Raw genomic sequence first — 23,522 nt, 5'->3', positions numbered from 1 at the left:
CAGGCCCTTCAGGTCCGATCGGTCCAGCCGGTCCCTCAGGTCCAGCAGGCCCTTCAGGTCCGATCGGTCCAGCCGGTCCCTCAGGTCCAGTAGGTCCTTGAGGTCCAACCGGTCCAGCGGGTCCTTCGGGTCCAGCCGGTCCTTGAGGTCCAACCGGTCCCTCGGCTCCCTCAGGTCCAGCCGGTCCTTGAGGTCCAACCGGCCCCTCAGGTCCAGCCGGTCCAACCGGTCCCTCAGGCCCTCGAGGTCCACGTGCACATCCTCCACTACTATCATGAAAATTAATTCCTGACAATGAATCATCACCTCTTTAATAATTTTTATGCAGAAAAACTACCTCCGAAAAACAGATCACAGTTATCAGTGAAGTATGGCTAACAGAGTCAAAAACAATAGAACTAAAAATCACATTCTATTTGGTAACGAGGCGTAATACATAATTGTCCTATTGCTATATCGCCTTCAGCTCCCGGCGGTACAGTTACTTCGATTCGAGTAAAATTAATACTGGTAAATGCTACACTACTACCCTCATATACTGTTAGTGGCCCACCCACTAGTTCACCACCATTGAAAAAGCTAAGTTACAAAATCTGAATCACCGTCATCATATGCCAAGTAACCTGAAGCTACTATATTCAAGCCGGAAGCGACATATATATCCTGTGAAACGCCTTGAGGAGAACTCCAACCAACACAAACTTGGTCCATTACAAAATTACAATCTGGTGCCTGAGAGCAAACAGATGAATGACAGTTGCTGCAAATTTTCCCCATTTCCCCATTACTCACCCTTTCATCCAAGTTATTCATTATGAGTAGGAAGAAAAAAGATTAAGGGATTTGTTGTCATCTGGGAATCTATTGAATGAGAACAAACGAGTGATTCTCCTTCCTTCTCCATGTATCACTCGTAGTATATGCGGAAGAAGATAAAGGAATATGGACCAATATATTGGATAAGCTTCATTTGGACGAAAAAAATATAAATAGGTAATAGTTTAATAGACTACTGTCGCTTATTCTTATAATAGGCTGATATAAATGAGTTTAACTATTTTAAAAAACTTTTGATGATATAAAACTAATATGATATAATCTTAGAAAAGCAAATGATGAAAGAGGTTACATAAATATGCCGATCATCCAGTCTGTCGATAGAGCATTAAGAATCCTTGATTTATTTAATGAACACAACAGTGAAATGAAAATTACAGAAATCAGTAGGAAATTAGATTTAAATAAAAGTACAACACATTCGTTATTAAAAACATTAAAAGAGCATAATTATATTAAACAGGATACGGATAGTGGGAAATATAGCTTAGGGTTGAAATTGCTGGAACGAGGTCAATTTATGTTAAATAGTATGGACATAAGAGAGATAGCCCGAAAATTCCTGATTGATCTATCTGTTACAACCGGTCAAACAACACATTTGGTTATCCTAGAAGGTATGTATGGTGTTTATATTGATAAGGTCGAAGGCGCATCAGCAGTAGTTTACTCCCGAATTGGGAAACGGGTTCCTATTCACAGTAGTGCTGTTGGAAAATCTTTAATGGCATTTAGACAACAAGAGGAAATAGATGAACTTTTACAAGATTATGAGTTTTTTGTCCAAACGGCTAACACGATTACAGACAAACAGGTATACCTAGATGAACTAACAAAAGTAAGGACGCAAGGTTATTCGATAGATAATGAGGAAAATGAACCAGGTATTTACTGTATTGCAGTGCCCATATTTGATCATGCCAATAATGTAGTGGCGGCTATTAGTATTTCTACTACAAAACAAACGATTACACCAACTTTAGAACAAGAAATCGTAACTACACTGAAACGAACGTGTTCCGAAATTTCTCGAGCGTTAGGTAATAGGAAAATTTATCTGTAGAAGGATAAATTTTTTTAATTACTATATTGAAGAACTTAGTTTTATATTATAAAACTAAAGGAGGGAATAATCGTTATCTTTTTTATTTAACAGATGGGAGGAGAGTAAAATGAAGATCATCCGATTCAAAAAAGATTCTAGTGTAGGTCAGTTAGCTGTGATTACTTATGACAATGGAATCTATGAGTTATCTGCAGGTTCATTTCAAGATTTGATACGTAAAGCTGATAAAGCCGACAAAAGTTGCAGTCAAATGATTGAAGAGGAAATCATAAATAAGCAGCCAATCTCACTAGGTTTATCTGACTTAGAGTTATTAGCACCTGTTGTGTCAGATGAAGTATGGGCTGCAGGAGTAACCTATTTAAAAAGTAAAGAAGCAAGAAACAGAGAAGCAAAAGTACAAACCAATTCATTTTATGATAAGGTGTACGATGCCAAGAGACCTGAAATTTTCTTAAAGTCTACTGCCCGTAGATTAATAGGTCCAGAAGAACCTGTCGGAATTAGATCAGATTCCACTTGGCAAATACCAGAGCCTGAATTAGCATTAGTGGTAAAAGCAGATGGAGAAATTTTAGGATATACCATTGGAAATGATATGAGTAGTCGAGATATTGAGGGAGAGAACCCACTTTATTTACCACAGGCTAAGATGTGGAAACACTCTTGTTCCATTGGTCCAGCAATTGTGTTAGCGGATACAATAGAAGATCCTTATAGTTTAGAAATTGAATGCCGCATTCAGCGTGATGGTGAAGTAATATCGAAAGGTTCCGCGAATACCTCAATGTTGAAAAGGAATTATAACGAATTAGTCTCCTACTTAATAAAGGATAATGACATTGTCGATGGAACAACTTTACTTACAGGAACATGTATCATTCCAGATGATAGCTTCACATTACAGGAGGGAGATGTCATCGAAATTGAAATTGAATCAATAGGTGTATTAAGAAATCCCGTTAAATTAGCCAGCAATATTAACAAAAAGGAGAGTCTTACATGAGTGACAAAGCATACTTGAATTACATTGGTGGAGAATGGAAAGAAACAGTGTCAGGTGAAGTGTTGGCAAGCTACAATCCAGCCAATAAACATGAAGTAGTCGGAAGTGTGCAAAATTCAACGATATCTGAATTAGATGAGGCCGTAGCGCAAGCCAAAAAAGCCCAAAAAGCATGGCGAAAATTAGCAGGGGCTGAAAGAGGAAATTATCTATACAAAGCGGCAGCAATGTTAGAGGAAAATTTGGAAGAGATCGCCATAACCATGACGAAAGAAATGGGGAAATCCTTACCTGAAGCAAAAGGAGAAACGAATCGTGGCATTCAAATCCTTAAATATTATGCAGGTGAAGGGATGCGTTCTGATGGTGATGTCATACCATCTACAGATGCAAGCGCACTCATGTTTAGTAAACGTGTACCTATTGGAGTTGTTGGTGTGATTACCCCGTGGAATTTCCCAGTAGCAATTCCAATTTGGAAAATGGCACCTGCTTTAATTTACGGTAATAGCGTTGTCTTAAAGCCTGCAACAGAAGGGGCGGTTACGGCTGCTAAGGTAATCGAATGTTTTGATAAAGCTGGTTTTCCGGCAGGAGTTATTAATTTTGTAACAGGTAGTGGCTCTGTTATCGGTCAAGGCTTAGCGGAGCACACTGATGTCCATGCTGTTACATTTACAGGTTCCAATCAAGTAGGGAAAAACATTGGAAAAATTGTAGCCGCTCGTGGTGGTAAATATCAACTTGAGATGGGTGGTAAAAACCCAATAATAATAGCGGAGGATGCAGATGTTGAAGCAGCGGTAGATGCGACACTTAGTGGTGGTCTGAAATCTACCGGACAGAAATGTACTTGTAGCAGTCGTGTTATTGTCCAATCTAGTATTTATGAGCAATTCAAACAACGCTTAATGGAAAAAGCACAAGACATTAAAGTAGGCGATGGCATGGAAGCATCAACTTGGATGGGGCCATGTGCAAGCGAAGGCCAATTTAACACTGTCAAGCATTATATTGCCGAAGGACAAGAAGAAGGAGCAACATTAGTACTTGGTGGTAATCAATTAACAGAAGGAAATTTAAAAGATGGTTACTATATAGAACCGACTATTTTTGAGGATGTTACTACTGATATGACCATTGCTCAAGAAGAGATCTTTGGACCTGTTCTAGCTTTAATGAAAGTAGATACAGTCGAAGAAGCAATTGATTTAGCTAATGATGTGGAGTTTGGGCTTAGTGCTTCGATCTTCACTAAAAATATTGATCATATTCTATCCTTTATCGATGATATTGAAGCAGGACTAGTTCGTATTAATTCGGAAACAGCAGGGGTAGAATTGCAGGCACCATTTGGAGGAATGAAAGCATCCAGCTCTTATTCGCGAGAACAAGGTCAAGCAGCGAAAGAGTTCTTTACAACTACAAAAACGGTTTTTCTTAAAGGATAAAATCTAAATTCACGTAGAGAAAGCAGAAACCAAATGAATTGAGTTTCTGCTTTTTCATAGTATAGAAAATTATAAAAATTGGCTATGTGGAAAAGTATGGGTATGGTGAGTCGCATCCACGAAGCACTAAGAAACTAGGTGGCGCTCTAAAAGCGACTGGTGTGAGCTTCTTTCTCTTTTTCTAATGCTTTCTCCCCAGCCTCCAACACCTCGATAATCCGGTCGACATCATAGACACTGCCTTTCCAAGTTCCGCCGCTTACTTTCTGTAAAGCAGCCCAGAGACGGGTGTCATCGGGTAAATTGTCCGATGGTTTAATATTAGCATTCCTACCTCTAGAAGCAAGAATGTCAGCACCTTCTGCAGGAGATACCTCTTGTTGTGGTTTCCCGATAAAGTTAATCGATCCTTCAAGATTTTTGGCATCGATTCGAACTTCTATTAAATCACCATCTTGTAGTTTGCCGATAGGACCGTCTGCCAACCCTTCTGGTCCAACATGACCAATACAAGCACCTGTCGATACGCCTGAAAAACGGGCATCCGTAATCAATGTTACAAATTTACCGTAGGATAAGTGTTTTAACGCAGAGGTAACCTGATATGTTTCCTCCATCCCTGTCCCTAATGGACCAGAGCCAGTAAGAACCATGATGTCGCCTTTTTTAATTTGTTGTGTCTTGATTGCTTCGATAGCACTTGCCTCACTAGTAAAAACCTTTGCTTCGCTTTTGTGGTAATAAACTTGCTGTTCGTCTAATCTTGATGAATCAATAGATGTAGATTTAATAACGGCTCCCTCAGGTGCAATGTTGCCGGTAGGAAAGGTGACGGTAGAAGTTAATCCGCGTTGTATTGCTTTTTCTTTTGACATAATGACTTCGTCCGCATCGATTTGATCAGCTTCTTTTAACTTTTGCTTCATTCTCTGACGGCGTTCAGATTGTTCCCACCAATCCAAATTTTCTTGCAGTGTATGACCAGTAACCGTCATAACTTGTTCACGTAATAAACCTAGATTACGTAGATGTAACATGACTTCTGGAACTCCTCCTGCAAGAAAGGCGCGAATGGTTGGGTGTGGTGTTGGCCCATTTGGTAAAACACTCACAAGACGAGGGGTTTCTTTGTTAATGCGGTGCCAATCTTCCAATGACGGTGTTTTACATTTAGCTGCATGGGCTATGGCAGGGATGTGTAATAATAGATTGGTAGATCCACCGAAAGCAGCGTGCACCACCATTGCATTATGAATGGCATCATCGGTCACGATATCTTTTGTTGTTAGTTGTTCGTCTTCCATCGCAATAATGGCTCTTGCTGATTGACGAGCCATCTCTTTCCATACTTTCTGTCCAGACGGTGCTAGTGCGGCATGAGGAACTGTCATACCTAATGCTTCGGCAATGACTTGTGCTGTAGCGGCTGTACCAAGGAATTGACATCCGCCGCCAGGAGTCGCACAAGCCATACAGCCTAATTCAGCAGCTTCTTCTAATGATAATTCATCATTAGCATATCTGGCGCCAATAGTTTGCACTTTCCCGGCATCTTCACCGTATAGCGGTGGTAACGTGACACCTCCTGGAATAACCACCGTAGGCAGATCATGCATCGATGCTAATGCAATAATCATGGCAGGTAATCCTTTATCACAGGTAGCTATACCAAGAACGGCATCTCGGGTTGGTAACGAACGGATTAAGCGACGATAAACCATGGCGGCATCATTACGATAAGGAAAGGAATCGAACATACCGGTCGTTCCTTGGGATCTTCCATCACATGGATCACTAACATATGCAGCGAAAGGAATACCTGCATGTTGACTAACTTCATTGGCTGCTTCTTTCATTAAAATGTCTACTTTCCAATGGCCTGTATGATAACCTAAAGCTAATGGATTACCGTCTGCATCCTTTAAACCACCTTGTGTACTTAACAATAATACCTGTTTTCCATCTAACCTATTTGGACTCCATCCCATACCTACATTTTGTGAGAGCCCAAATAAATTTCCGCTTGGTGATTTTCTCAGCATATTATCTGTTAGAGGTAATTTTCCGATTGGCCCTCGTGCAACGGTTTTAATATCATAAGTGTCTTCGGGATGATGCATCAAATGATCAAGTTTATCCATAAAGAACCCCTCTCCATTTTAAAGCGTTTACATAACATAGTGTAAGTATAGAAGTAATAAGGGATAGTGTCAATAATATAAAAGTTAGTTTTATATTATAGAACAAATTCTTAATTATGTGAGCCCTTACACTTGGAAGTTTCCCTTTTTTATTGGTATACTTTATAGCATAAGGAAATAGTAACTGGACTTATAGCAAGTTCAGTGAAAAGGCTAAGGAGGTAAAAATGAAAACGATAACAAACCCGGTTTTGCCTGGCTACCATCCTGATCCGTCAATTGTAAGAGTGGGAGAAGATTATTATATTGCCGTTTCCACCTTCGAGTGGTTTCCAGGTGTGCAAATCTATCATTCTAAAGACCTAATAAATTGGGAGCTAACAGGTTATCCGTTAACAAGAGAATCACAGTTAAATATGTTAGGTAATGTTAATTCAGGAGGCGTTTGGGCGCCATGCTTGTCTTATGCCGATGGTGTTTTTTACTTAATCTACACGGATGTCAAAAGCAGACAGGGAGCATTTAAAGACACTCATAATTTTCTCGTAACAGCACAGAATATCGAGGGACCATGGTCAGAACCTATTTATCTCAACAGTAGTGGGTTTGATCCTTCTCTTTTTCATGATGACGATGGTAAGAAGTGGCTCGTCAATATGATTTGGGACCATCGCAAAGGAACGAATTCTTTTGCGGGTATTGCTTTACAGGAGTATTCGCCTACTGAGCAAAAATTAATTGGCCCGATTAAGAATATTTTTAGAGGTACAGAACTAGGATTAACAGAGGCCCCACATTTATATAAGCGAAACGGCTACTATTATTTGTTAACTGCTGAAGGTGGGACATGGTATACCCATGCAGCAACAGTAGCACGTTCCAAATCGATTGATGGCCCATATGAAGTGGATCCAACTAATCCAATTCTAACTTCTGATAAATCGCAAGAAAATCAGCTCCAAAAAGCGGGGCATGGTTGTTTTGTAGAGACACAAGACGGTGAATGGTATATCGCCCATTTATGTGGACGCCCTGTTATGGATGACAAGTGCATATTAGGAAGAGAAACAGCGATACAGAAATGCTATTGGACAGATGATGACTGGATTAGAGTTGTAAATGGACCACATCCTAGCACTACTGTCGAAGCTCCTAATCTACCAGAATTTGAAGTGGAGAAACTGCCAGACTACGATGATTTTAATGATAATAAGCTACTAAAATATTGGAATGCATTGAGACGGACCTTTGATGGAGAGTGGTTTAACTTAACAGACAGGCCTAGTTATTTACGTTTGTTTGGTGAAGAATCAGTAAGTTCGTTCCATCGACAAAGTATGTTGATGAGAAGGTTGGAACATTTTGATGTAGAGGTCGAAACCAAAATTGATTTCCATCCCGATCATTTTCAACAAATGGCAGGCTTAATGATTTACTATGATACCAATGATCATGTCTATTTACGAGTAACAGAGCATGAGGAGCATGGTAAATGTTTAGGTATCATCGAAACGAAGTATGGTGAGTATGATGAACTGCTCGACAAAGATGTCGCATTACCAGAAAACAGGGAAATATATTTAAAAGCAGAGATTCATCACCACCTTTTACAATTCTTTTACGCGACAGAAGAAGGAAACTGGCAAACGATCGGAGAACAAATAGATATAGGGCATCTTTCCGATGATGACGCAGAATACATTCGTTTTACTGGAACATTTGTTGGAGTGGCCGCACAAGATTTAAGTGGTCAGCGCAAACATGCAGATTTTGATTATTTTCACTATAAAAGATTACTAATGGAGGGATAGTCATGAAGAAAGCACTCATTTTTCAAGGTGGCTGGGAAGGTCATGAACCAAAAGAAGTGGCAGATATATTAGGTGGAATTTTGGAGGAAGAAGGGTTCGAAGTTAAGATAACGGATACCTTAACGACATTACAAGAAGATGATTTAACCCAATATGACTTAATTGTTCCGAACTGGACACAAGGTACAATCGAAAAAGAACAACTGCAACCTCTATTAGACGCAGTGGCTCAAGGTACAGGTTTAGCCGGTTTACATGGCGGTATGGGAGATTCATTCCGCTGGGAAGTTGACTATCAATTTATGGTTGGCGGCCAATGGGTAGCACATCCGGGTAATGACGGGGTTTCCTATCACGTACATATTGTAGATCCAGATCACCCATTAACAGAAGGGATGGAGGATTTTACCGTTGTATCGGAACAATATTATATGCATGTTGACCCTGCTGTAAAGGTGCATGCGACAACGCGTTTTCCGGTAGCAGAAGGACCTTACCAGACCAATGGAGAAGTAGATATGCCGGTAGTCTGGACGAAAAAATGGGGCGAAGGCAAAGTTTATTACTGTGGGTTAGGTCATGTAGCTGAAATTGTCCGTATGCCAGAAGTAATGCAATTAATGAGAAACGGAATGACTTGGGCAAGTAGATAAAGGGGGAGTCAACATGAAGGTTGGAATTATAGGTTGTGGGAATATCAGTCGTATTTATTTACAGAACGCAGCAAGGTTTGGCAATTACGAGATCGAGGCAGTTGCAGATATTGTAAAAGAACGTGCAGAGGAACGTGCCCAGGAATTCGGAATTCCGAAGGCATACACAACAGAAGAATTGTTAGCGGATTCAGATATTGAGTTAGTTATTAATTTAACAATTCCAGCAGTTCATGCAGAAATAGCAATTCAAGCATTAGAAAATGGTAAGCATGTTTATGGCGAAAAGCCGTTAGCAGTTAGCCGAGAAGACGGTAAGCGGATGTTAGAAGTGGCACAGGAAAAAGGGGTATATATTGGTAATGCACCAGATACCTTTTTAGGAGCAGGGATTCAAACGTCACGTAAGTTGATCGATGATGGTTGGATTGGAAAGCCAATCTCTGCCACAGCATTTATGATGATTCCGGGTCATGAGAGCTGGCATCCAGACGCTACCTTCTATTATCAAGAAGGCGGCGGTCCAATGTTTGACATGGGGCCGTACTATTTAACGGCTCTTATCAATTTGATGGGACCGGTATCGCGCATTACTGGATCTGCTCAAATGACTTACAAGGAAAGAACGATCACGAGTGAACCGAATTACGGTAAAAAAATTCAAGTAGAAGTTCCGACGCAGATTAACGGTGTACTTGATTTTGAATCTGGCGCAGTTGCTTCTATTATTACAAGCTTTGATACTTGGCACCATCAGCTTCCGAAAATTGAAATTTACGGTACGGAAGGTACGATTTCTGTCCCGGATCCGAATAATTTTGGTGGTCCTGTTTATGTAAGAAGAAAAGAGCATAAAGAATGGTCAGAAGTACCTTTGACACACGGTTTTAGTGATAATAGCCGTGGGTTGGGTGTCGCAGATATGGTTGATGCCATTGAGAATAAGCGTACGGCAAGAACAGATGGACAGCTGGCGTTTCATGTACTTGATATTATGCACGGGGTACATGATGCATCACGAGACAATAAACATTATGTTTTAACAAGCAGTTGCAAACAACCCGAACCATTACCAATAGGCATTGATGAAACATTTTTTAATAAAAAAACGTGATCTTCAGGTAAACCTGGACAGAATGCAAACGGACATTTGTTCCGCTATTTGTGACAAAAATGACGTTTTCAGGGTATCAGCGGACATCTATTCCGCTATTCATCGAAATTAATGCTGATTTTTAATGAAATCTACCAAATAAGGGATTAAATGTCCGCCAACATCGAAAATAGGCTATTGTTCAACTAAATAACGTACTAAATGTCCGCTCAAAAAATTATTAAATGAGGTGAATGGAATGAAGTTAGGAGTATTTGCTGTTTTGTTTGGTGATAAGTCGTTAGAAGAAGCACTTGATCAGGTAAAGGACGCAGGGTTGGAAGCTGTTGAAATAGGGACAGGAGGATATCCAGGGAATGCCCACTGTAATCCGGCAGAGCTTTTGGCGGATGAAGCAAAACTAGCGGCATTTCAGCAAGCTTTTACCGAAAGAAATATTGAAATTAGTGCACTTAGTTGTCACGGTAATCCATTACATCCTAATCAAAATATATCCGGTCAACATCATCAACAGTTTGAAGAGACAGTGTTATTAGCCGAGAAGATCGGTGTCGACACGGTAGTTACCTTTTCCGGATGCCCAGGAGAATCGGAGTATTCTCAATATCCAGTATGGGTGACTGCTGCATGGCCAGAAGATCATCCAGAAGTTTTAGAATGGCAATGGCAAGAAAAAGTCATTCCATACTGGAAAGAGCAAAATGATTTTGCCGCACAACACAATGTCCGTATTGCCATTGAACCTCACCCAGGATTTGTCGTGTATAATAATGAAACCGCTTTGAAGCTTCGTGATGCATGTGGGGAAAATATCGGTGTCAACTTTGATCCAAGTCATTTATATTGGCAGCAAATGGATCCTGTCGCTAACATTAAAGAGCTTGGAGAGCATGATGCGTTGTTCCATTTCCATGCGAAGGATACGGCAATTGATCCGCAAAACACAGCGGCAAATGGTGTGTTAGACACAAAACCATATAGTGATGAACTAAATCGTTCTTGGATTTTCCGTACTGTTGGTTATGGACATGGTGAAGAAGAGTGGAAAAGAATCATTAGTGCGCTACAACTAGTAGGCTATCAAGGTGCTGTAAGTATTGAACATGAAGACAGCTTAATGTCTGTTGAGGAAGGATTCCAAAAAGCAGTAGCAGTTCTGAAAAAAGCTTTAATTAAAGAAAAGGTTGGTGAAATGTGGTGGGCGTAAAACAAAAAGTAAGAATCGGTATGATTGGTTATCAGTTTATGGGTAAAGCACATAGCCATGCTTATCGTGATCTTCCCTTTTACTTTGATAATCCGCTAGTACCGGAGTTAAAAGTGATTGCTGGTAGGAACGTAGAAGCGGTCAAAGAAGCCCAAGAGAAAATGGGTTGGGAAAGCTATGAAACGGATTGGAAAAAGGTAATCGAGCGAGACGATATTGATGTGATCGATATCGTAACACCGAACCATACTCATGCTGAAATTGCGATTGCAGCAGCCAAAGCAGGAAAACATATTATTACCGAAAAACCACTAGCACTAACTGTAGAGGAAGCAAAAGAAATGCTTCAAGCGGTTGAAGAAAATGGTGTAAAACATATGATTTGCCATAATTATCGCTTCGCACCAGCTGTTCAATATGCCAAAAAATTATTGGAAGACGGTAAAATAGGCCGTGTCTATCATTATCGAGCAAATTATTTACAAGATTTTATAATGGACCCCAATTTCCCATTGGTATGGAGACTGAAAAAAGAAGTATCCGGATCTGGTGCGTTAGGTGATATCGGCGCTCACAGTATTGACCTTGCTCGCTTCTTAATTGGTGAATTTGCGGAAATCACTGGCACGATGGAAACGTTCATTAAACAGCGTCCAATCGGCGAGATGACTGGGGGGCTTAGTGCCAAAGGTGATACAAATGAAATGGGTGAAGTAACCGTTGATGATGCTGTAGCCTTTCTTGCTCGCTTTGAAAATGGCGCATTAGGTACATTTGAGGCAACTCGATTTGCTGGAGGAAACCGCAACAAAAACAAATTCGAAATTAACGGTGAAAAAGGCTCGATCCGTTGGGATATGGAAAACATGAATAATTTAGAAGTCTATTTTGCGGATGATGAGGAGGGTACACAAGGCTTTCGCCTGATCAATTGTACCGAAGAAGTCCATCCATATGCTGGAGCATATTGGCCACCAGGACATATTATTGGATATGAACATACCTTTATCCATTTAATTGATGAATTTTTCCGTGGTATCGCAGAAGACTACCAACCTGCTCCAAACTTTGAAGACGGTGTGAAGAACCAAGTCATCTTGGAAGCAGTAGAGAAATCATCAGAAACGAAATCATGGGTATCTATTGAATAATATGGAAAAACAGGAGAGACGACACTGATGGTTTCTCCTGTTTTTATCATCTACTCCTCAAATTCCTCAATGTCAATGGCATGTTTTTTCTTCTTATTATTTACCAGTCGGTGAAGGTGGATCGTCATCAAACCTTGTTTCAATGTCGCCGTAATACGATCCTCCCTAACTGGAAAAGGTAAGTCAACCTTTCTCGAGAATTCTCCATGTAAGATTTCCTGCTTTATTAATTTCCCCGATTGTTTAACAGGAAAAAGCGTCCCCTTTAATTCCAATACATCATAATCAACGTAAACTTTCACTTGTTTACGATCCTTGATTCCGGGCAAATTAACATAAACGATTACTTCATTGTCTAATTCGTACATATTAACGGCTGGAATTGGCGGTTTAATCATATGTTCAAAGTCGTCCCAAAAGTTACCGCCAAAGAATTGATCTAAGTTATCTTTCCAATCATGCATATGTTGAAACGGATCCAAAATTATCTCTCCCTTTTCTCTTTTTGCTGTGATAAAATGGTTTCGCTATGTTATAAGATATGACTTTGACAAATCGTTGTGCATTAGCGGAGGTGTATTAAAATGCTTGAAAACGCGTTTATGATGATTGTTATTATAATGATCATCAATATTGTCTACGTATCGTTATCCACATTAAGAGTAATTCTTATGCTAAAAGGTAGACGATATATTGCCGGAGCAATCAGTATATTCGAAATCATGATCTATACGCTAGGTCTTGGCATCGTGTTAGATAACTTAGGAGAGATTCAAAATCTAGTGGCTTACGGGTTGGGGTATGGCCTTGGTGTAGTCATCGGTTCAAAAATAGAAGAAAAATTAGCGCTTGGATATATTACGGTAAATGTGATTTCATCAGATCCAGATATCTCATTTACAAAACAGTTAAGGGATAAAGGCTATGGCGTAACGAGTTGGTATGCGTACGGCATGGACGGCGACCGGTTATCGATGCAAATTTTATCACCGCGAAAATATGAGCTTCATTTATACGAAACGATTAAATCGATTGATCCGAAAGCCTTTATTATCGCCTACGAGCCAAAACAAATCCATGGTGGGTTCTGGGTAAAACAAGTTAAGAGAGGGAGGATTCGCAAAAGTGTCCAAAAAGCAGAAGAACAACAACAAGCCAACCAAGAAGAAGTTCGAAGTAATGGAGAATGAAACCATTGATGATTGCTTAGATAGAATAAATCAAGAAGGGTATCAGCCGACAAGGCGGGTGGAGGAACCAATTTTTATAGAAGAAAATGGTCAACCTGTTCCTAATGGCAGAAAGATAGTATTTGATGCAAAATTAGTAAAACACGAACATTAAGAGACATTACTATACATGAATGGTTCGCTTCATTCTGTACTTTTTAATTTTCTGATGATAATAATCAACCTCTTGTAAATAATAATTTTGAATGTTTGTAACTATTTAAAGGAGGATGATTATGAATCGTATTAGATGGGGGATAGCTGTTGTTTTTCTTTTAGTAACAATTATGACTTTGAATTACACAGGTATTCTTAATTCTACAGATGCAAATTCAGTAAGTGCAGTTGAAACAAGGGCATTTACGAAGTATCATAAGCAGGAAGCTGTACCGGTGTTTTTTAATAAGAAAGGTGAAGAAGAGAAAGAAGAAGACGTTGAAACGAAATTAAAGGAGCAAGCAAATCAAATTATAGAATTATTAGCAAATCAAAACTTTGAAGAGCTAGCAAACTATGTACATGAGGAGAAGGGACTCTTATATTCTCCATATGTTAATGTGAGTGAAGATGATCTTGTTTTTGAGCCAAGCGAAGTAGTGGCATTCAAGGAAGATACAGAGGAGTATGTATGGGGTGTGGAAGATGGTAGTGGATTTCCTATTGAGTTAACTCCAGTCGAATATCATGAAGAGTATGTTTATCAAGCTGATTACCTTAATCCGGATGAGGTAACATTTGATAACACGGATAGTCGTGGAAATATGATCAATAATATTAAAGAATTCTTTCCAGATTCGCATCATGTAGAATTTTATAAAGAAGGTCAGGAAGAGTTAGATTGGAGCAGCTTGCATGTCGTTTTTGAGCCAAATGAACAAGGTGAATGGAAACTCATTGCATTGGTGAATGATGAATGGACGATATAAAAACAGGAGCTTGTATGGCGATGATGGTCAGCAAGCTCTTGTATTTTTTTTAGTATTAAAACTTCCTATTGATTAGAGTTCAGACGAGCAACTTCTTGAAAACCGAACGTTGACATAAACTATTATTTTAATGTTCGATTTTTTGTTGACAGGATTCGAGTGCTCTTGTTATCATAACAGTGTAGTAAAAAAACCTAACAAAGTAATTACCTCATATAATTTGAGAATACGGCTCAAAAGTTTCTACCCATCACCGTAAATGATGGACTATGAGGGAAGATGACCGATGATTTTATCGAGAAAAATCATCAGGATAGTTATGGAATCACCACCTATTCATCTTCTCTCCTGATAGAGAAATGGATAGGTTTTTTTGTATCCAATGATTAATGAATTGCCATGAACGGAGCGGACATTTAGTGCGTTATTTGCTAGAATAACACCTGTATTTCGGTGCTAGCAGACATTTAATCCTTTATTCAGTTCCTTTCTGTTTAAATGAACGGGATTTTCGATGAATAGCGGAATAGATGTCCGTCCGAGGTCAAATGTGCAAGAACCTATCCAAGTTCATGCTAATTCGCAGTATATACTAATTACAAGATTCAAACAGATATTAAATAGAGGGAAGTGGGGATTGTATGGCACAAGTTGGTGTGATTATGGGGAGCATATCGGATTGGGAAACGATGCAGCATACTTGTGAAGCGTTGGAAGAGCTTGGCATTAGTTATGAGAAAGAAGTTATCTCTGCGCATAGAACACCGGAAGATATGTTTGAATATGCCGAAACTGCACGTGATAGAGGTTTAAAAGTAATTATTGCAGGAGCAGGTGGTGCAGCACACTTACCTGGTATGGTCGCGTCTAAGACAACTTTGCCAGTCATCGGTGTACCAGTGAAAACAAGTACACTTAGCGGTGTCGATTCACTTTATTCCATCGTACAGATGCCAGGCGGTGTACCAGTTGCCACAGTCGCCATCGGTAAAGCGGGAGCGAAAAATGCAGGCATTCTCGCAGCGCAAATCATTGGCACAACAGATCAAGAAACAGCAGCACGATTAGTTGATCATCAAAATCAATTAAAAGATAAAGTAGCGGAAATGAGGGACAATCTTGCAGAACAATAAATTGTTATTCGGGTCTACTATCGGAATTATTGGTGGTGGCCAGCTAGGACGAATGATGACAACAGTAGCTAAGCATATGGGATATCGTGTTATGGTACTCGACCCTACCCCAGATTGCCCGACCGCCCAAGTAGCTGACGAGCAAATAGTCGCAGCTTATGATGATTTAAATGCTGTCAAAGAACTGGCTAAGAAAAGTGATGTTGTGACATACGAATTTGAGAATGTTGATTTAACAGCAGCACAAATTTTAGAAGACGCTGGAATTCTTCCACAAGGGGCAAATTCGCTGAGGGTTACGCAAGACCGTGAATTAGAGAAAAAAGCAATGGTTGATAGTAATCAGCCAGTTGCCGATTTTGCAATTGTCACAACCACCGAAGAATTACAAATTGCAGTTGAACAAATTGGCTACCCCTCTGTTGCCAAAACATGCCGTGGAGGATATGACGGAAAGGGCCAAGTGAAACTTACTAATAAAACAGATATTGAATCAGCAGTTGAAATGCTACAACAAGCAGATCGTTTAATTATAGAAAAATGGGTACCTTTTGATAAAGAAATCTCGATTGTTTTCACACGATCACAATCCGGAGAAATTTCTTATTTTCCAGTAGCTGAAAATATCCATCGTGATCATATTTTACACGCAACAATTGCACCTGCTCGAGTTTCTGAACAGATTGCCGAAAAAGCTCGGCAAGCGGCAAAAGCTATTGCAGAAACGATCGGTGTTGTCGGCACATTCGCCATCGAAATGTTCGTTTGTGGAGAAGATATCTTAATCAATGAATTAGCACCAAGACCACATAACTCAGGGCATTTTACGATTGAAGCATGTGACGTCTCACAATTTGAGCAGCATGTTCGAGCCATTTGTGGATTACCATTAATACCCGTTCACTCTCATGGTGGAGCAGTAATGGTTAATTTACTTGGAAAAGATGTAGACCCTTTTTTCAGTCAATTAGATGACAACTCTAATGCACACATTCATATGTACGGAAAAGCAGAAAACAAGCCATTGCGTAAAATGGGGCATGTAACATTTATTGGGGACAATCCTTTAATCATATATAATGAACTAGTGGAAAAAAAGATAATCGAAAACTAGGAGGAAACATTTTATGATCGAACGTTATACAAGAGAAGAAATGGGCAAGATTTGGACAGATGAGAATCGCTTTAATGCATGGCTTGAGGTGGAAATATTAGCATGTGAAGCATGGAGTGAATTAGGGATCATTCCAAAAGAGGATGTCAAAAAAATTAGAGAAAATGCTTCTTTTCATATCGACCGCATTTTTGAAATTGAAAAAGAGACTCGTCATGATGTCGTAGCATTCACTCGTGCCGTTTCAGAAACATTAGGTGAAGAGAAGAAATGGGTGCATTATGGTCTTACTTCTACAGACGTTGTTGATACTGCACTCTCCTATATGATAAAACAAGCAAACCAATTAATCCGTCGTGATATCGTGAACTTTATTGAGATTTTAAAAGATAAAGCAATCGAGCATAAGAATACTGTTATGATGGGACGTACACACGGTGTTCACGCAGAACCGACAACTTTCGGCCTGAAAATGGCGCTATGGTATGAAGAAATGAAACGTAACCTTGAACGCTTTGATGCGGCAGCTAAAGTGATTGAAACAGGAAAACTGTCAGGTGCAGTTGGTACTTATGCGAATATCGATCCATTTGTTGAACAATATGTTTGTGAACAATTAGGGTTGCAACCAGCACCGGTTTCTACTCAAACGTTACAACGTGATCGTCATGCCCAATATATGTCCACATTGGCATTGATCGCAACATCTATCGAAAAATTCGCAACGGAGATCCGTGGTTTACAGAAAACAGAAACGAGAGAAGTGGAAGAATTTTTTGCGAAAGGTCAAAAAGGTTCATCCGCAATGCCACATAAACGTAACCCAATTGGTTCTGAAAACATGACAGGAATGGCCCGTGTTATTCGCGGATATATGACCACTTCCTATGAAAACGTGTCTTTATGGCATGAACGTGACATTTCTCACTCTTCTGCAGAGCGTGTCATTTTACCGGATGCAACAATAGCCTTGAATTATATGTTGAACAGATTTGGTAATATCGTGAAAAACTTAACGGTATTCCCGGAAAATATGAAACGTAATATTGACCGTACGTATGGTGTTATTTTCTCTCAACGTGTATTACTTTCGTTGATCGATCAAGGTATGAGTCGTGAAGAAGCATATGACATCGTACAACCGAATGCGATGAAAGCATGGGAGACAGCCACACCATTTCGTCAGCTGATTGAACAAGAAGAGCGTATTAATAGTACATTATCGAAAGAACAATTAGATGATTGTTTTGATTATACGTACCATTTGAAAAATGTTGATCAGATTTTCAAAAAAATTGGCCTAGCATAAGGAGAGGAATCCAATGAAAGACAAGCTGTTATATGAAGGAAAAGCAAAGCAAGTATTTACGGTAGCGGATAATCCGAATTTATTAGTCCTGTCTTATAAAAATGATGCAACAGCCTTTAACGGCGAGAAAAAAGCGGAATTTCAAGGGAAAGGTCGTTTTAATAACTTGATTTCTGCTAAAGTATTCGAATACCTCCAGCAAAAGGGGATTAATAGTCACTTTAAAGAAGCAATAAATGAGACCGAACAACTAGTAGAAAAAACAACGATTATTCCGCTTGAGGTAGTCATTCGTAATGTTGCGGCGGGAAGTATCGTCCGCCGTACAGGCATTACAGAGAAAACGATTTTCAATCCGCCACTAGTGGAACTTTTTTATAAAAAAGATGAGCTTGGTGATCCGTTAATCAATGACGATCATGTGTTATTATTAACGGATGCAACTGAAGCAGATCTGACAAAAATTAAAAAAATGGCCCTTCAAGTAAATGAGCAATTGCAAGCTTTCTTCAAAGAAATCAATTTACAGCTTGTCGATTTCAAATTGGAATTCGGTCGCAATGCGAGTAGTGAGATTGTGTTATCAGATGAAGTGAGTCCTGATACTTGCCGTCTTTGGGATATCGGAACAGGTGAGAAGATGGACAAAGACGTATTTCGTGAAGATTTAGGTGATTTAGTTACTGTATATGACAATATATTATCGAGACTGGAGGCAAAACAATGAAACTAGTAAAAGTACACATTACATTAAAAGAAGGTGTATTAGACCCACAGGGTAAAGCCGTACAAGGTTCTTTAAATACATTAGGCTATGACAATGTGAAGGAAGTTCGTGTTGGAAAATATTTAGAATTAACAGTGAACGATGATGCAAATATTGAAGCAGAAATTGAAGAAATGTGTAACAAGCTACTCGCAAATCCAGTTATCGAAAATTATAAATATACAGTAGAAGAGGGGGTTGCTCAGTGAAATTTGCTGTAATTGTCTTCCCTGGCTCCAACTGTGACCGCGATATGTACTATGCAGCAAAGGATGCACTGGGCGAAGAAGCAGATATGCTTTGGTATCAAGAAGCAAACTTGGAAGGTTATGATGCGATTTTAATCCCTGGTGGCTTCTCCTACGGTGATTATCTCCGTTCTGGAGCAATCGCGTCTACATCTGATATCGTTGTGCAATTACGAGAACAAGCAGACAAAGGAGTTCCCATTCTCGGTGTCTGCAATGGGTTTCAAATATTGCTAGAATCAGGTTTATTGCCAGGTGCAATGCTACGCAATAAGAATCTGAAATTTATGTGTCATTTTGAAAACTTAATCGTGGAAAACAATGATACCCTTTTTACCTCGAAATATGAAAAAGACGAAGTAGTATCGATTCCGATCGCACATCATGATGGAAACTATTACTGTGATGAAGAGACACTCGCTAGATTAAAAGAAAATAATCAGATTGTATTCACGTATGAAAACAACCCAAATGGTTCTGTCGCAGATATTGCCGGAATCATCAATGAACAAGGAAATGTGCTAGGTATGATGCCACACCCGGAACGTGCGGTAGAAGCAATCTTAAATAGTGATGACGGATTAAAACTATTCCAATCAATGTTAGAAAACTGGAGGGAACGTTATGTTGCAGGCGCCTGAGATTACTCCTGAATTGGTAGAACAAGATAAAGTCTATCAGGAAATGGGATTAACAGATAAAGAGTATGACATGATTAAAGATATTATGGGTCGTCGCCCTAACTTTACTGAAATCGGTATTTTCTCGGTAATGTGGTCGGAACACTGCAGTTATAAAACTTCTAAACCATTATTAAAGAAATTTCCGACGGACGGACCACAAGTCGTGCAAGGTCCTGGCGAAGGCGCCGGAGTTGTTGATATCGGTGATGGTCAAGGTGTCGTATTTAAAGTGGAAAGCCATAACCACCCTTCAGCGGTTGAGCCGTATCAAGGAGCGGCAACAGGTGTCGGTGGTATTATCCGTGACGTTTTCTCGATGGGGGCTCGTCCGATTGCATCATTAAACTCATTACGTTTCGGTAATCTTCATACTGGTCGGGTTAAATATCTTTTTGATGAAGTGGTCCACGGAATCGCCGGCTATGGTAATTGTGTAGGAGTACCAACAGTCGGAGGAGAAGTACAATTCGATGATTGTTATGAAGGCAATCCACTTGTTAATGCAATGTGTGTCGGTTTAATAGATACGAAAGATATTCAAAAAGGGATCGCATCAGGACTTGGAAACACGATTATGTATGTTGGCTCGAAAACAGGTCGTGATGGAATCCATGGTGCAACATTCGCTTCGGAAGATTTATCTGAAGACTCTGAAAGCAAACGTTCTAATGTACAAGTTGGCGACCCTTTTATGGAAAAATTATTAATTGAAGCATGCTTGGAAGTAATTCATTCTGACGCATTAGTTGGCATTCAAGATATGGGGGCAGCTGGTCTTACTTCATCCGCAAGTGAGATGGCAAGTAAAGCTGGCATGGGAATGGAAATGAACCTAGATCTAATCCCACAGCGTGAAGAAAACATGACAGCGTACGAAATGATGTTGTCAGAGTCACAAGAACGTATGTTATTATGCGTGAAACAAGGTGAGGAACAGGAAATCGTCGATATCTTCAAGAAATACGGGCTGGAAGCAGTAGCAGTAGGTCAAGTTACCGATGATAAAATGTTCCGCTTATTGCATAAAGGAGAAGTTGTGGCAGACATTCCTGTTGATAATTTAGCAGAGGATGCACCGATTTTCCATAAAGAATCGAAAGTACCAAGCTTTTATGAAGAATACCAAAGAATGCCTGCATATACCCCAGAAGTAAAAGATCATGCAGAAACATTGAAAAAGTTATTACAGCAACCAACGATCGCAAGCAAAGAATATGTCTATGATCAATATGATTCAATGGTACAGGCGAACACCGTATTCTCTCCAGGATCAGATGCGGCAGTTGTCCGTGTTCGTGGATATGATAAAGCAATTGCGATGACAACGGACTGTAATTCCCGATATATTCATTTAGATCCGGAAGCAGGCGGTAAAATTGCGGTTGCAGAAACAGCACGAAATATTGTTGCATCTGGTGCAAAACCATTAGCACTTACAGACGGATTAAACTTTGGTAATCCGGATAAACCAGAAAACTTCTGGCAAATGGAGAAAAGTGTAGAAGGTATGAGTGCGGCCAGCTTAAAGTTGAACACACCGGTTATCAGCGGTAATGTTTCACTTTACAACGAATCAAACGGTCAGGCAATCTTCCCAACACCAGTTGTCGGTATGGTTGGATTACATGAATCGCTTGACCACATTACGCCGTCCCATTTCCAACAGGAAGGCGATTTGATTTATGTAATTGGTAAGACAGAAGCAGAATTCGGTGGTAGTGAATTACAAAACCTCTTGGAAGGTAAATACTTCGGTAAAGCTCCGGCAATTGATTTAGAGACGGAAGCAAAACGTCAAGAGCAATTATTAGCAGCAATCCGTGCTAGTCTTGTTTCCTCAGCTCACGATATTGCAGAAGGAGGGCTTGGTGTCGCATTAGCAGAATGCCTTTTTAATGAAAAAGGTCTTGGTGCGGACGTCCAAGTAGAAGGAGATTTAACAACGGTATTGTTTAGTGAAACACAATCACGTTTTATCGTATCGATTCCAGAGAAAGATCGTGAAGCGTTCGAAGCAAAAGTAGAAGATGCAACATTATTAGGAACGGTAACAAATACGAATAAACTAGTGGTTCAAAACGGAGAAACAGAAGCAATCACAGAAGATGTAAGATCATTACAACAACTGTGGAAAGGAGCTATCCCGTGCTTGCTGAAATCAAAGGCTTAAATGAAGAGTGTGGTGTATTTGCGATCTGGGGACATGAGAAAGCTGCCGAAATGACCTATTACGGGCTGCATGCACTCCAGCATCGTGGTCAAGAAGGTGCCGGAATTGTCACAACAGATGGTGAAAAATTAAATGTTCATAAAGGTGTCGGCTTAATCAATGACGTTTTTTCAGAAGGAGAAGTCTCCCGCCTGCAAGGACATGCGGCAATTGGGCATGTTCGTTATGCCACTCAAGGTGGTGGTGGCTTTGAAAACGTACAGCCACTTGTTTTTCGCTCACAAACGAATAGTATGGCATTGGCCCATAATGGAAACCTCGTCAATGCCCACGCCTTAAAGAATCAATTGGAAGCACAAGGAAGTATTTTGCAGACTACTTCAGATACAGAGGTGATTGCCCATTTAGTAAAACGCAGTGGTAATGTACCGATGGAAGAAGCGATCTCTTCCGCTTTAGGTATGATCAAAGGTGCCTATGCATTCTCGATTTTAACAGAGGATCAACTGTTTATCGGATTGGATCCGCGCGGTTTACGCCCACTATCTATCGGCCGTTTAGGTGATGCATATGTTGTCGCATCAGAAACGTGTGCATTTGATCTAATCGGTGCGACTTACGAGCGTGAAGTAAAACCTGGTGAATTAATCGTGATCGATGATGATGGATTTAGAACCAAACAATTTACATCTCCCATGCAACGCACACTTTGCTCCATGGAATATGTCTATTTTTCTCGCCCTGATAGTGACTTAAATGAGAAGAATGTTCATGCTAGTCGTAAAACAATGGGAAAACAATTAGCAAATGAATCTCCAATTGAAGCAGATGTTGTCACTGGTGTACCGGATTCCAGTATATCAGCAGCAATCGGTTTTTCCGAAGCAACTGGTATTCCATATGAGTTAGGATTAATTAAAAACCGCTATGTCGGTCGAACGTTTATCCAACCTTCACAAGAACTACGCGAGCAAGGTGTCAAAATGAAATTATCCGCTGTTCGTGGGATTGTAGAGGGTAAGCGGGTCGTAATGGTAGACGATTCCATTGTTCGTGGTACTACTAGTCGCCGTATTGTGCGCTTATTAAAAGAAGCAGGTGCAACAGAAGTTCATGTTCGTATAGCATCTCCTCCAATACAGAATCCTTGTTACTATGGGATTGACACATCCACAAAAGGAGAGTTAATCGCAGCGAACAATTCTATCGAGGAAATGCGCGAAATCATCGGTGCTGACACGTTATCTTTTTTATCAACGGAAGGATTAGAAGCCTCGATTGTGGAAGATCGTGATCGTATGCAACATGGTGTTTGCCAAGCATGTTTTACAGGAAATTACCCGACTGAAATCTATCCAGATACGGTAATTCCTGCTTATAAAGACTAAAGTGTCCGATAAATGAGCGAAAGTGTCCAATAACTTCTGGAAAGTGTCCAATAAATAGCAAAAAGTGTCCAATAAACAATAAAAAGTGTCCAATAAAATCAGACAATAAAAATTCCGCA

The 23,522-nt window shown here is 39.9% G+C and carries 22 protein-coding genes, 1 pseudogene and 1 riboswitch; of the genes and pseudogenes, 20 read left to right on the top strand and 3 right to left on the bottom strand.

Translation table 11 applies throughout. The features are described from left to right. Window positions 1-188 (top strand): annotated as a pseudogene (locus GH715_RS21595) (hypothetical protein); the annotation flags it as partial. A 210-nt stretch (window positions 189-398) separates the two neighbouring features. On the opposite strand, the gene GH715_RS14140 reads toward GH715_RS21595, so the two are convergent. Further along, window positions 399-557, bottom strand: coding sequence for an S-Ena type endospore appendage (locus GH715_RS14140; protein ID WP_153836383.1), 159 nt, complete (start codon window positions 555-557; stop codon window positions 399-401). Between the two features lie 578 nt (window positions 558-1,135). Here GH715_RS14140 and GH715_RS14135 point away from each other — a divergent pair. The 3 genes from GH715_RS14135 to gucD all read left to right on the top strand — a co-directional run bounded on the left by GH715_RS14135 (window position 1,136) and on the right by gucD (window position 4,360). Further along, a complete protein-coding gene (locus GH715_RS14135) occupies window positions 1,136-1,900 on the top strand; it encodes an IclR family transcriptional regulator (protein WP_153836384.1) in 765 nt (254 codons plus the stop codon). A 109-nt stretch (window positions 1,901-2,009) separates the two neighbouring features. Further along, window positions 2,010-2,909, top strand: coding sequence for a fumarylacetoacetate hydrolase family protein (locus tag GH715_RS14130; protein WP_153836385.1), 900 nt, complete (start codon window positions 2,010-2,012; stop codon window positions 2,907-2,909). Continuing rightward, complete coding sequence (gene gucD, locus GH715_RS14125; RefSeq protein WP_153836386.1) at window positions 2,906-4,360, top strand: alpha-ketoglutaric semialdehyde dehydrogenase GucD; 1,455 nt, start codon at window positions 2,906-2,908, stop codon at window positions 4,358-4,360. The genes GH715_RS14130 and gucD overlap by 4 nt, the downstream gene beginning before the upstream one ends. Before the next feature lie 146 nt (window positions 4,361-4,506). Here gucD and GH715_RS14120 read toward each other — a convergent pair whose 3' ends face one another. Further along, window positions 4,507-6,501 carry a YjhG/YagF family D-xylonate dehydratase gene (locus GH715_RS14120; RefSeq protein ID WP_153836387.1) on the bottom strand — a complete coding sequence of 665 codons (1,995 nt, stop codon included), beginning with the start codon at window positions 6,499-6,501 and terminating at the stop codon, window positions 4,507-4,509. A gap of 227 nt (window positions 6,502-6,728) precedes the next feature. Here GH715_RS14120 and GH715_RS14115 point away from each other — a divergent pair, with 227 nt between their 5' ends. From GH715_RS14115 to GH715_RS14095, 5 genes are all read left to right on the top strand, one after another. Beyond that, entirely contained in the window at window positions 6,729-8,312 is a 1,584-nt protein-coding gene (locus GH715_RS14115) for a glycoside hydrolase family 43 protein (RefSeq protein ID WP_153836388.1), read from the top strand. Window positions 8,313-8,314: 2 nt separating this feature from the next. After that, the gene (locus tag GH715_RS14110; RefSeq protein ID WP_153836389.1) at window positions 8,315-8,965 is read left to right on the top strand and encodes a ThuA domain-containing protein; all 651 of its coding nucleotides are present in this window, start codon (window positions 8,315-8,317) and stop codon (window positions 8,963-8,965) included. A gap of 13 nt (window positions 8,966-8,978) precedes the next feature. After that, window positions 8,979-10,079, top strand: coding sequence for a Gfo/Idh/MocA family protein (locus GH715_RS14105; RefSeq protein ID WP_153836390.1), 1,101 nt, complete (start codon window positions 8,979-8,981; stop codon window positions 10,077-10,079). A 238-nt stretch (window positions 10,080-10,317) separates the two neighbouring features. Continuing rightward, the gene (locus GH715_RS14100; protein WP_153836391.1) at window positions 10,318-11,286 is read left to right on the top strand and encodes a sugar phosphate isomerase/epimerase family protein; all 969 of its coding nucleotides are present in this window, start codon (window positions 10,318-10,320) and stop codon (window positions 11,284-11,286) included. A 20-nt stretch (window positions 11,287-11,306) separates the two neighbouring features. Continuing rightward, window positions 11,307-12,437 (top strand): Gfo/Idh/MocA family protein, encoded by a 1,131-nt coding sequence (locus GH715_RS14095; protein WP_153836405.1) that lies wholly within the window; start codon window positions 11,307-11,309, stop codon window positions 12,435-12,437. Window positions 12,438-12,487: 50 nt separating this feature from the next. Here the strand turns inward: GH715_RS14095 and GH715_RS14090 are convergent, their stop codons facing one another. Then, a complete protein-coding gene (locus GH715_RS14090) occupies window positions 12,488-12,901 on the bottom strand; it encodes an Hsp20/alpha crystallin family protein (protein ID WP_240469395.1) in 414 nt (137 codons plus the stop codon). A gap of 120 nt (window positions 12,902-13,021) precedes the next feature. Here GH715_RS14090 and GH715_RS14085 point away from each other — a divergent pair, with 120 nt between their 5' ends. From GH715_RS14085 to purF, 11 genes are all read left to right on the top strand, one after another. Continuing rightward, on the top strand, window positions 13,022-13,627 hold the full coding sequence (locus GH715_RS14085; protein WP_153836393.1) for a DUF2179 domain-containing protein: 606 nt from the start codon (window positions 13,022-13,024) through the stop codon (window positions 13,625-13,627). After that, the gene (locus tag GH715_RS14080) at window positions 13,617-13,781 is read left to right on the top strand and encodes an NETI motif-containing protein (RefSeq protein WP_153836394.1); all 165 of its coding nucleotides are present in this window, start codon (window positions 13,617-13,619) and stop codon (window positions 13,779-13,781) included. Before GH715_RS14085 ends, GH715_RS14080 begins: the two co-directional genes overlap by 11 nt. A gap of 121 nt (window positions 13,782-13,902) precedes the next feature. Then, on the top strand, window positions 13,903-14,592 hold the full coding sequence (locus tag GH715_RS14075; protein WP_153836395.1) for a hypothetical protein: 690 nt from the start codon (window positions 13,903-13,905) through the stop codon (window positions 14,590-14,592). A gap of 191 nt (window positions 14,593-14,783) precedes the next feature. After that, a riboswitch (purine riboswitch) is annotated at window positions 14,784-14,882 on the top strand. 351 nt (window positions 14,883-15,233) lie between these two features. Further along, window positions 15,234-15,725: a 5-(carboxyamino)imidazole ribonucleotide mutase gene (gene purE, locus GH715_RS14070; RefSeq protein WP_018932342.1), complete on the top strand. Its 492-nt coding sequence runs from the start codon at window positions 15,234-15,236 to the stop codon at window positions 15,723-15,725. Then, on the top strand, window positions 15,712-16,839 hold the full coding sequence (gene purK, locus GH715_RS14065; protein ID WP_153836396.1) for a 5-(carboxyamino)imidazole ribonucleotide synthase: 1,128 nt from the start codon (window positions 15,712-15,714) through the stop codon (window positions 16,837-16,839). The genes purE and purK overlap by 14 nt, the downstream gene beginning before the upstream one ends. A gap of 13 nt (window positions 16,840-16,852) precedes the next feature. Further along, the gene (purB, locus tag GH715_RS14060) at window positions 16,853-18,148 is read left to right on the top strand and encodes an adenylosuccinate lyase (RefSeq protein WP_153836397.1); all 1,296 of its coding nucleotides are present in this window, start codon (window positions 16,853-16,855) and stop codon (window positions 18,146-18,148) included. Between the two features lie 13 nt (window positions 18,149-18,161). Next, window positions 18,162-18,875, top strand: a complete 714-nt coding sequence (purC, locus tag GH715_RS14055; RefSeq protein ID WP_153836398.1) for a phosphoribosylaminoimidazolesuccinocarboxamide synthase — start codon at window positions 18,162-18,164, stop codon at window positions 18,873-18,875. Continuing rightward, complete coding sequence (purS, locus tag GH715_RS14050) at window positions 18,872-19,123, top strand: phosphoribosylformylglycinamidine synthase subunit PurS (protein ID WP_153836399.1); 252 nt, start codon at window positions 18,872-18,874, stop codon at window positions 19,121-19,123. The genes purC and purS overlap by 4 nt, the downstream gene beginning before the upstream one ends. After that, window positions 19,120-19,803 carry a phosphoribosylformylglycinamidine synthase subunit PurQ gene (gene purQ, locus GH715_RS14045; protein ID WP_018932347.1) on the top strand — a complete coding sequence of 228 codons (684 nt, stop codon included), beginning with the start codon at window positions 19,120-19,122 and terminating at the stop codon, window positions 19,801-19,803. The genes purS and purQ overlap by 4 nt, the downstream gene beginning before the upstream one ends. Further along, the gene (gene purL, locus GH715_RS14040; RefSeq protein ID WP_153836400.1) at window positions 19,787-22,015 is read left to right on the top strand and encodes a phosphoribosylformylglycinamidine synthase subunit PurL; all 2,229 of its coding nucleotides are present in this window, start codon (window positions 19,787-19,789) and stop codon (window positions 22,013-22,015) included. Before purQ ends, purL begins: the two co-directional genes overlap by 17 nt. Continuing rightward, window positions 21,991-23,403: an amidophosphoribosyltransferase gene (gene purF, locus GH715_RS14035; RefSeq protein ID WP_163578669.1), complete on the top strand. Its 1,413-nt coding sequence runs from the start codon at window positions 21,991-21,993 to the stop codon at window positions 23,401-23,403. The genes purL and purF overlap by 25 nt, the downstream gene beginning before the upstream one ends. The last annotated feature ends 119 nt before the right edge of the window (window positions 23,404-23,522 follow it).

Source organism: Gracilibacillus thailandensis (assembly GCF_010994055.1).
Taxonomy (GTDB): Bacteria; Bacillota; Bacilli; order Bacillales; family Amphibacillaceae; genus Gracilibacillus; species Gracilibacillus lacisalsi.
Note: the sequence above shows the minus strand (reverse complement) of the source record. Positions and strands in the feature narration are given on the sequence as shown.

Bases quoted from the DNA above. Each gene is read 5' to 3' on its own strand.
- GH715_RS14095 (WP_153836405.1), top strand. From the start codon at position 11,307: ATGATTGGTTATCAGTTTATGGGTAAAGCACATAGCCATGCTTATCGT.
- GH715_RS14090 (WP_240469395.1), bottom strand. From the start codon at position 12,901: ATGCATGATTGGAAAGATAACTTAGATCAATTCTTTGGCGGTAACTTT.
- GH715_RS14080 (WP_153836394.1), top strand. From the start codon at position 13,617: ATGGAGAATGAAACCATTGATGATTGCTTAGATAGAATAAATCAAGAA.
- GH715_RS14120 (WP_153836387.1), bottom strand. From the start codon at position 6,501: ATGGATAAACTTGATCATTTGATGCATCATCCCGAAGACACTTATGAT.
- GH715_RS14130 (WP_153836385.1), top strand. From the start codon at position 2,010: ATGAAGATCATCCGATTCAAAAAAGATTCTAGTGTAGGTCAGTTAGCT.
- purS (WP_153836399.1), top strand. From the start codon at position 18,872: ATGAAACTAGTAAAAGTACACATTACATTAAAAGAAGGTGTATTAGAC.
- GH715_RS14100 (WP_153836391.1), top strand. From the start codon at position 10,318: ATGAAGTTAGGAGTATTTGCTGTTTTGTTTGGTGATAAGTCGTTAGAA.
- GH715_RS14110 (WP_153836389.1), top strand. From the start codon at position 8,315: ATGAAGAAAGCACTCATTTTTCAAGGTGGCTGGGAAGGTCATGAACCA.
- purC (WP_153836398.1), top strand. From the start codon at position 18,162: ATGAAAGACAAGCTGTTATATGAAGGAAAAGCAAAGCAAGTATTTACG.
- purB (WP_153836397.1), top strand. From the start codon at position 16,853: ATGATCGAACGTTATACAAGAGAAGAAATGGGCAAGATTTGGACAGAT.
- gucD (WP_153836386.1), top strand. From the start codon at position 2,906: ATGAGTGACAAAGCATACTTGAATTACATTGGTGGAGAATGGAAAGAA.
- GH715_RS14135 (WP_153836384.1), top strand. From the start codon at position 1,136: ATGCCGATCATCCAGTCTGTCGATAGAGCATTAAGAATCCTTGATTTA.
- GH715_RS14115 (WP_153836388.1), top strand. From the start codon at position 6,729: ATGAAAACGATAACAAACCCGGTTTTGCCTGGCTACCATCCTGATCCG.
- GH715_RS14105 (WP_153836390.1), top strand. From the start codon at position 8,979: ATGAAGGTTGGAATTATAGGTTGTGGGAATATCAGTCGTATTTATTTA.
- GH715_RS14075 (WP_153836395.1), top strand. From the start codon at position 13,903: ATGAATCGTATTAGATGGGGGATAGCTGTTGTTTTTCTTTTAGTAACA.
- purL (WP_153836400.1), top strand. From the start codon at position 19,787: ATGTTGCAGGCGCCTGAGATTACTCCTGAATTGGTAGAACAAGATAAA.
- purE (WP_018932342.1), top strand. From the start codon at position 15,234: ATGGCACAAGTTGGTGTGATTATGGGGAGCATATCGGATTGGGAAACG.
- GH715_RS14085 (WP_153836393.1), top strand. From the start codon at position 13,022: ATGCTTGAAAACGCGTTTATGATGATTGTTATTATAATGATCATCAAT.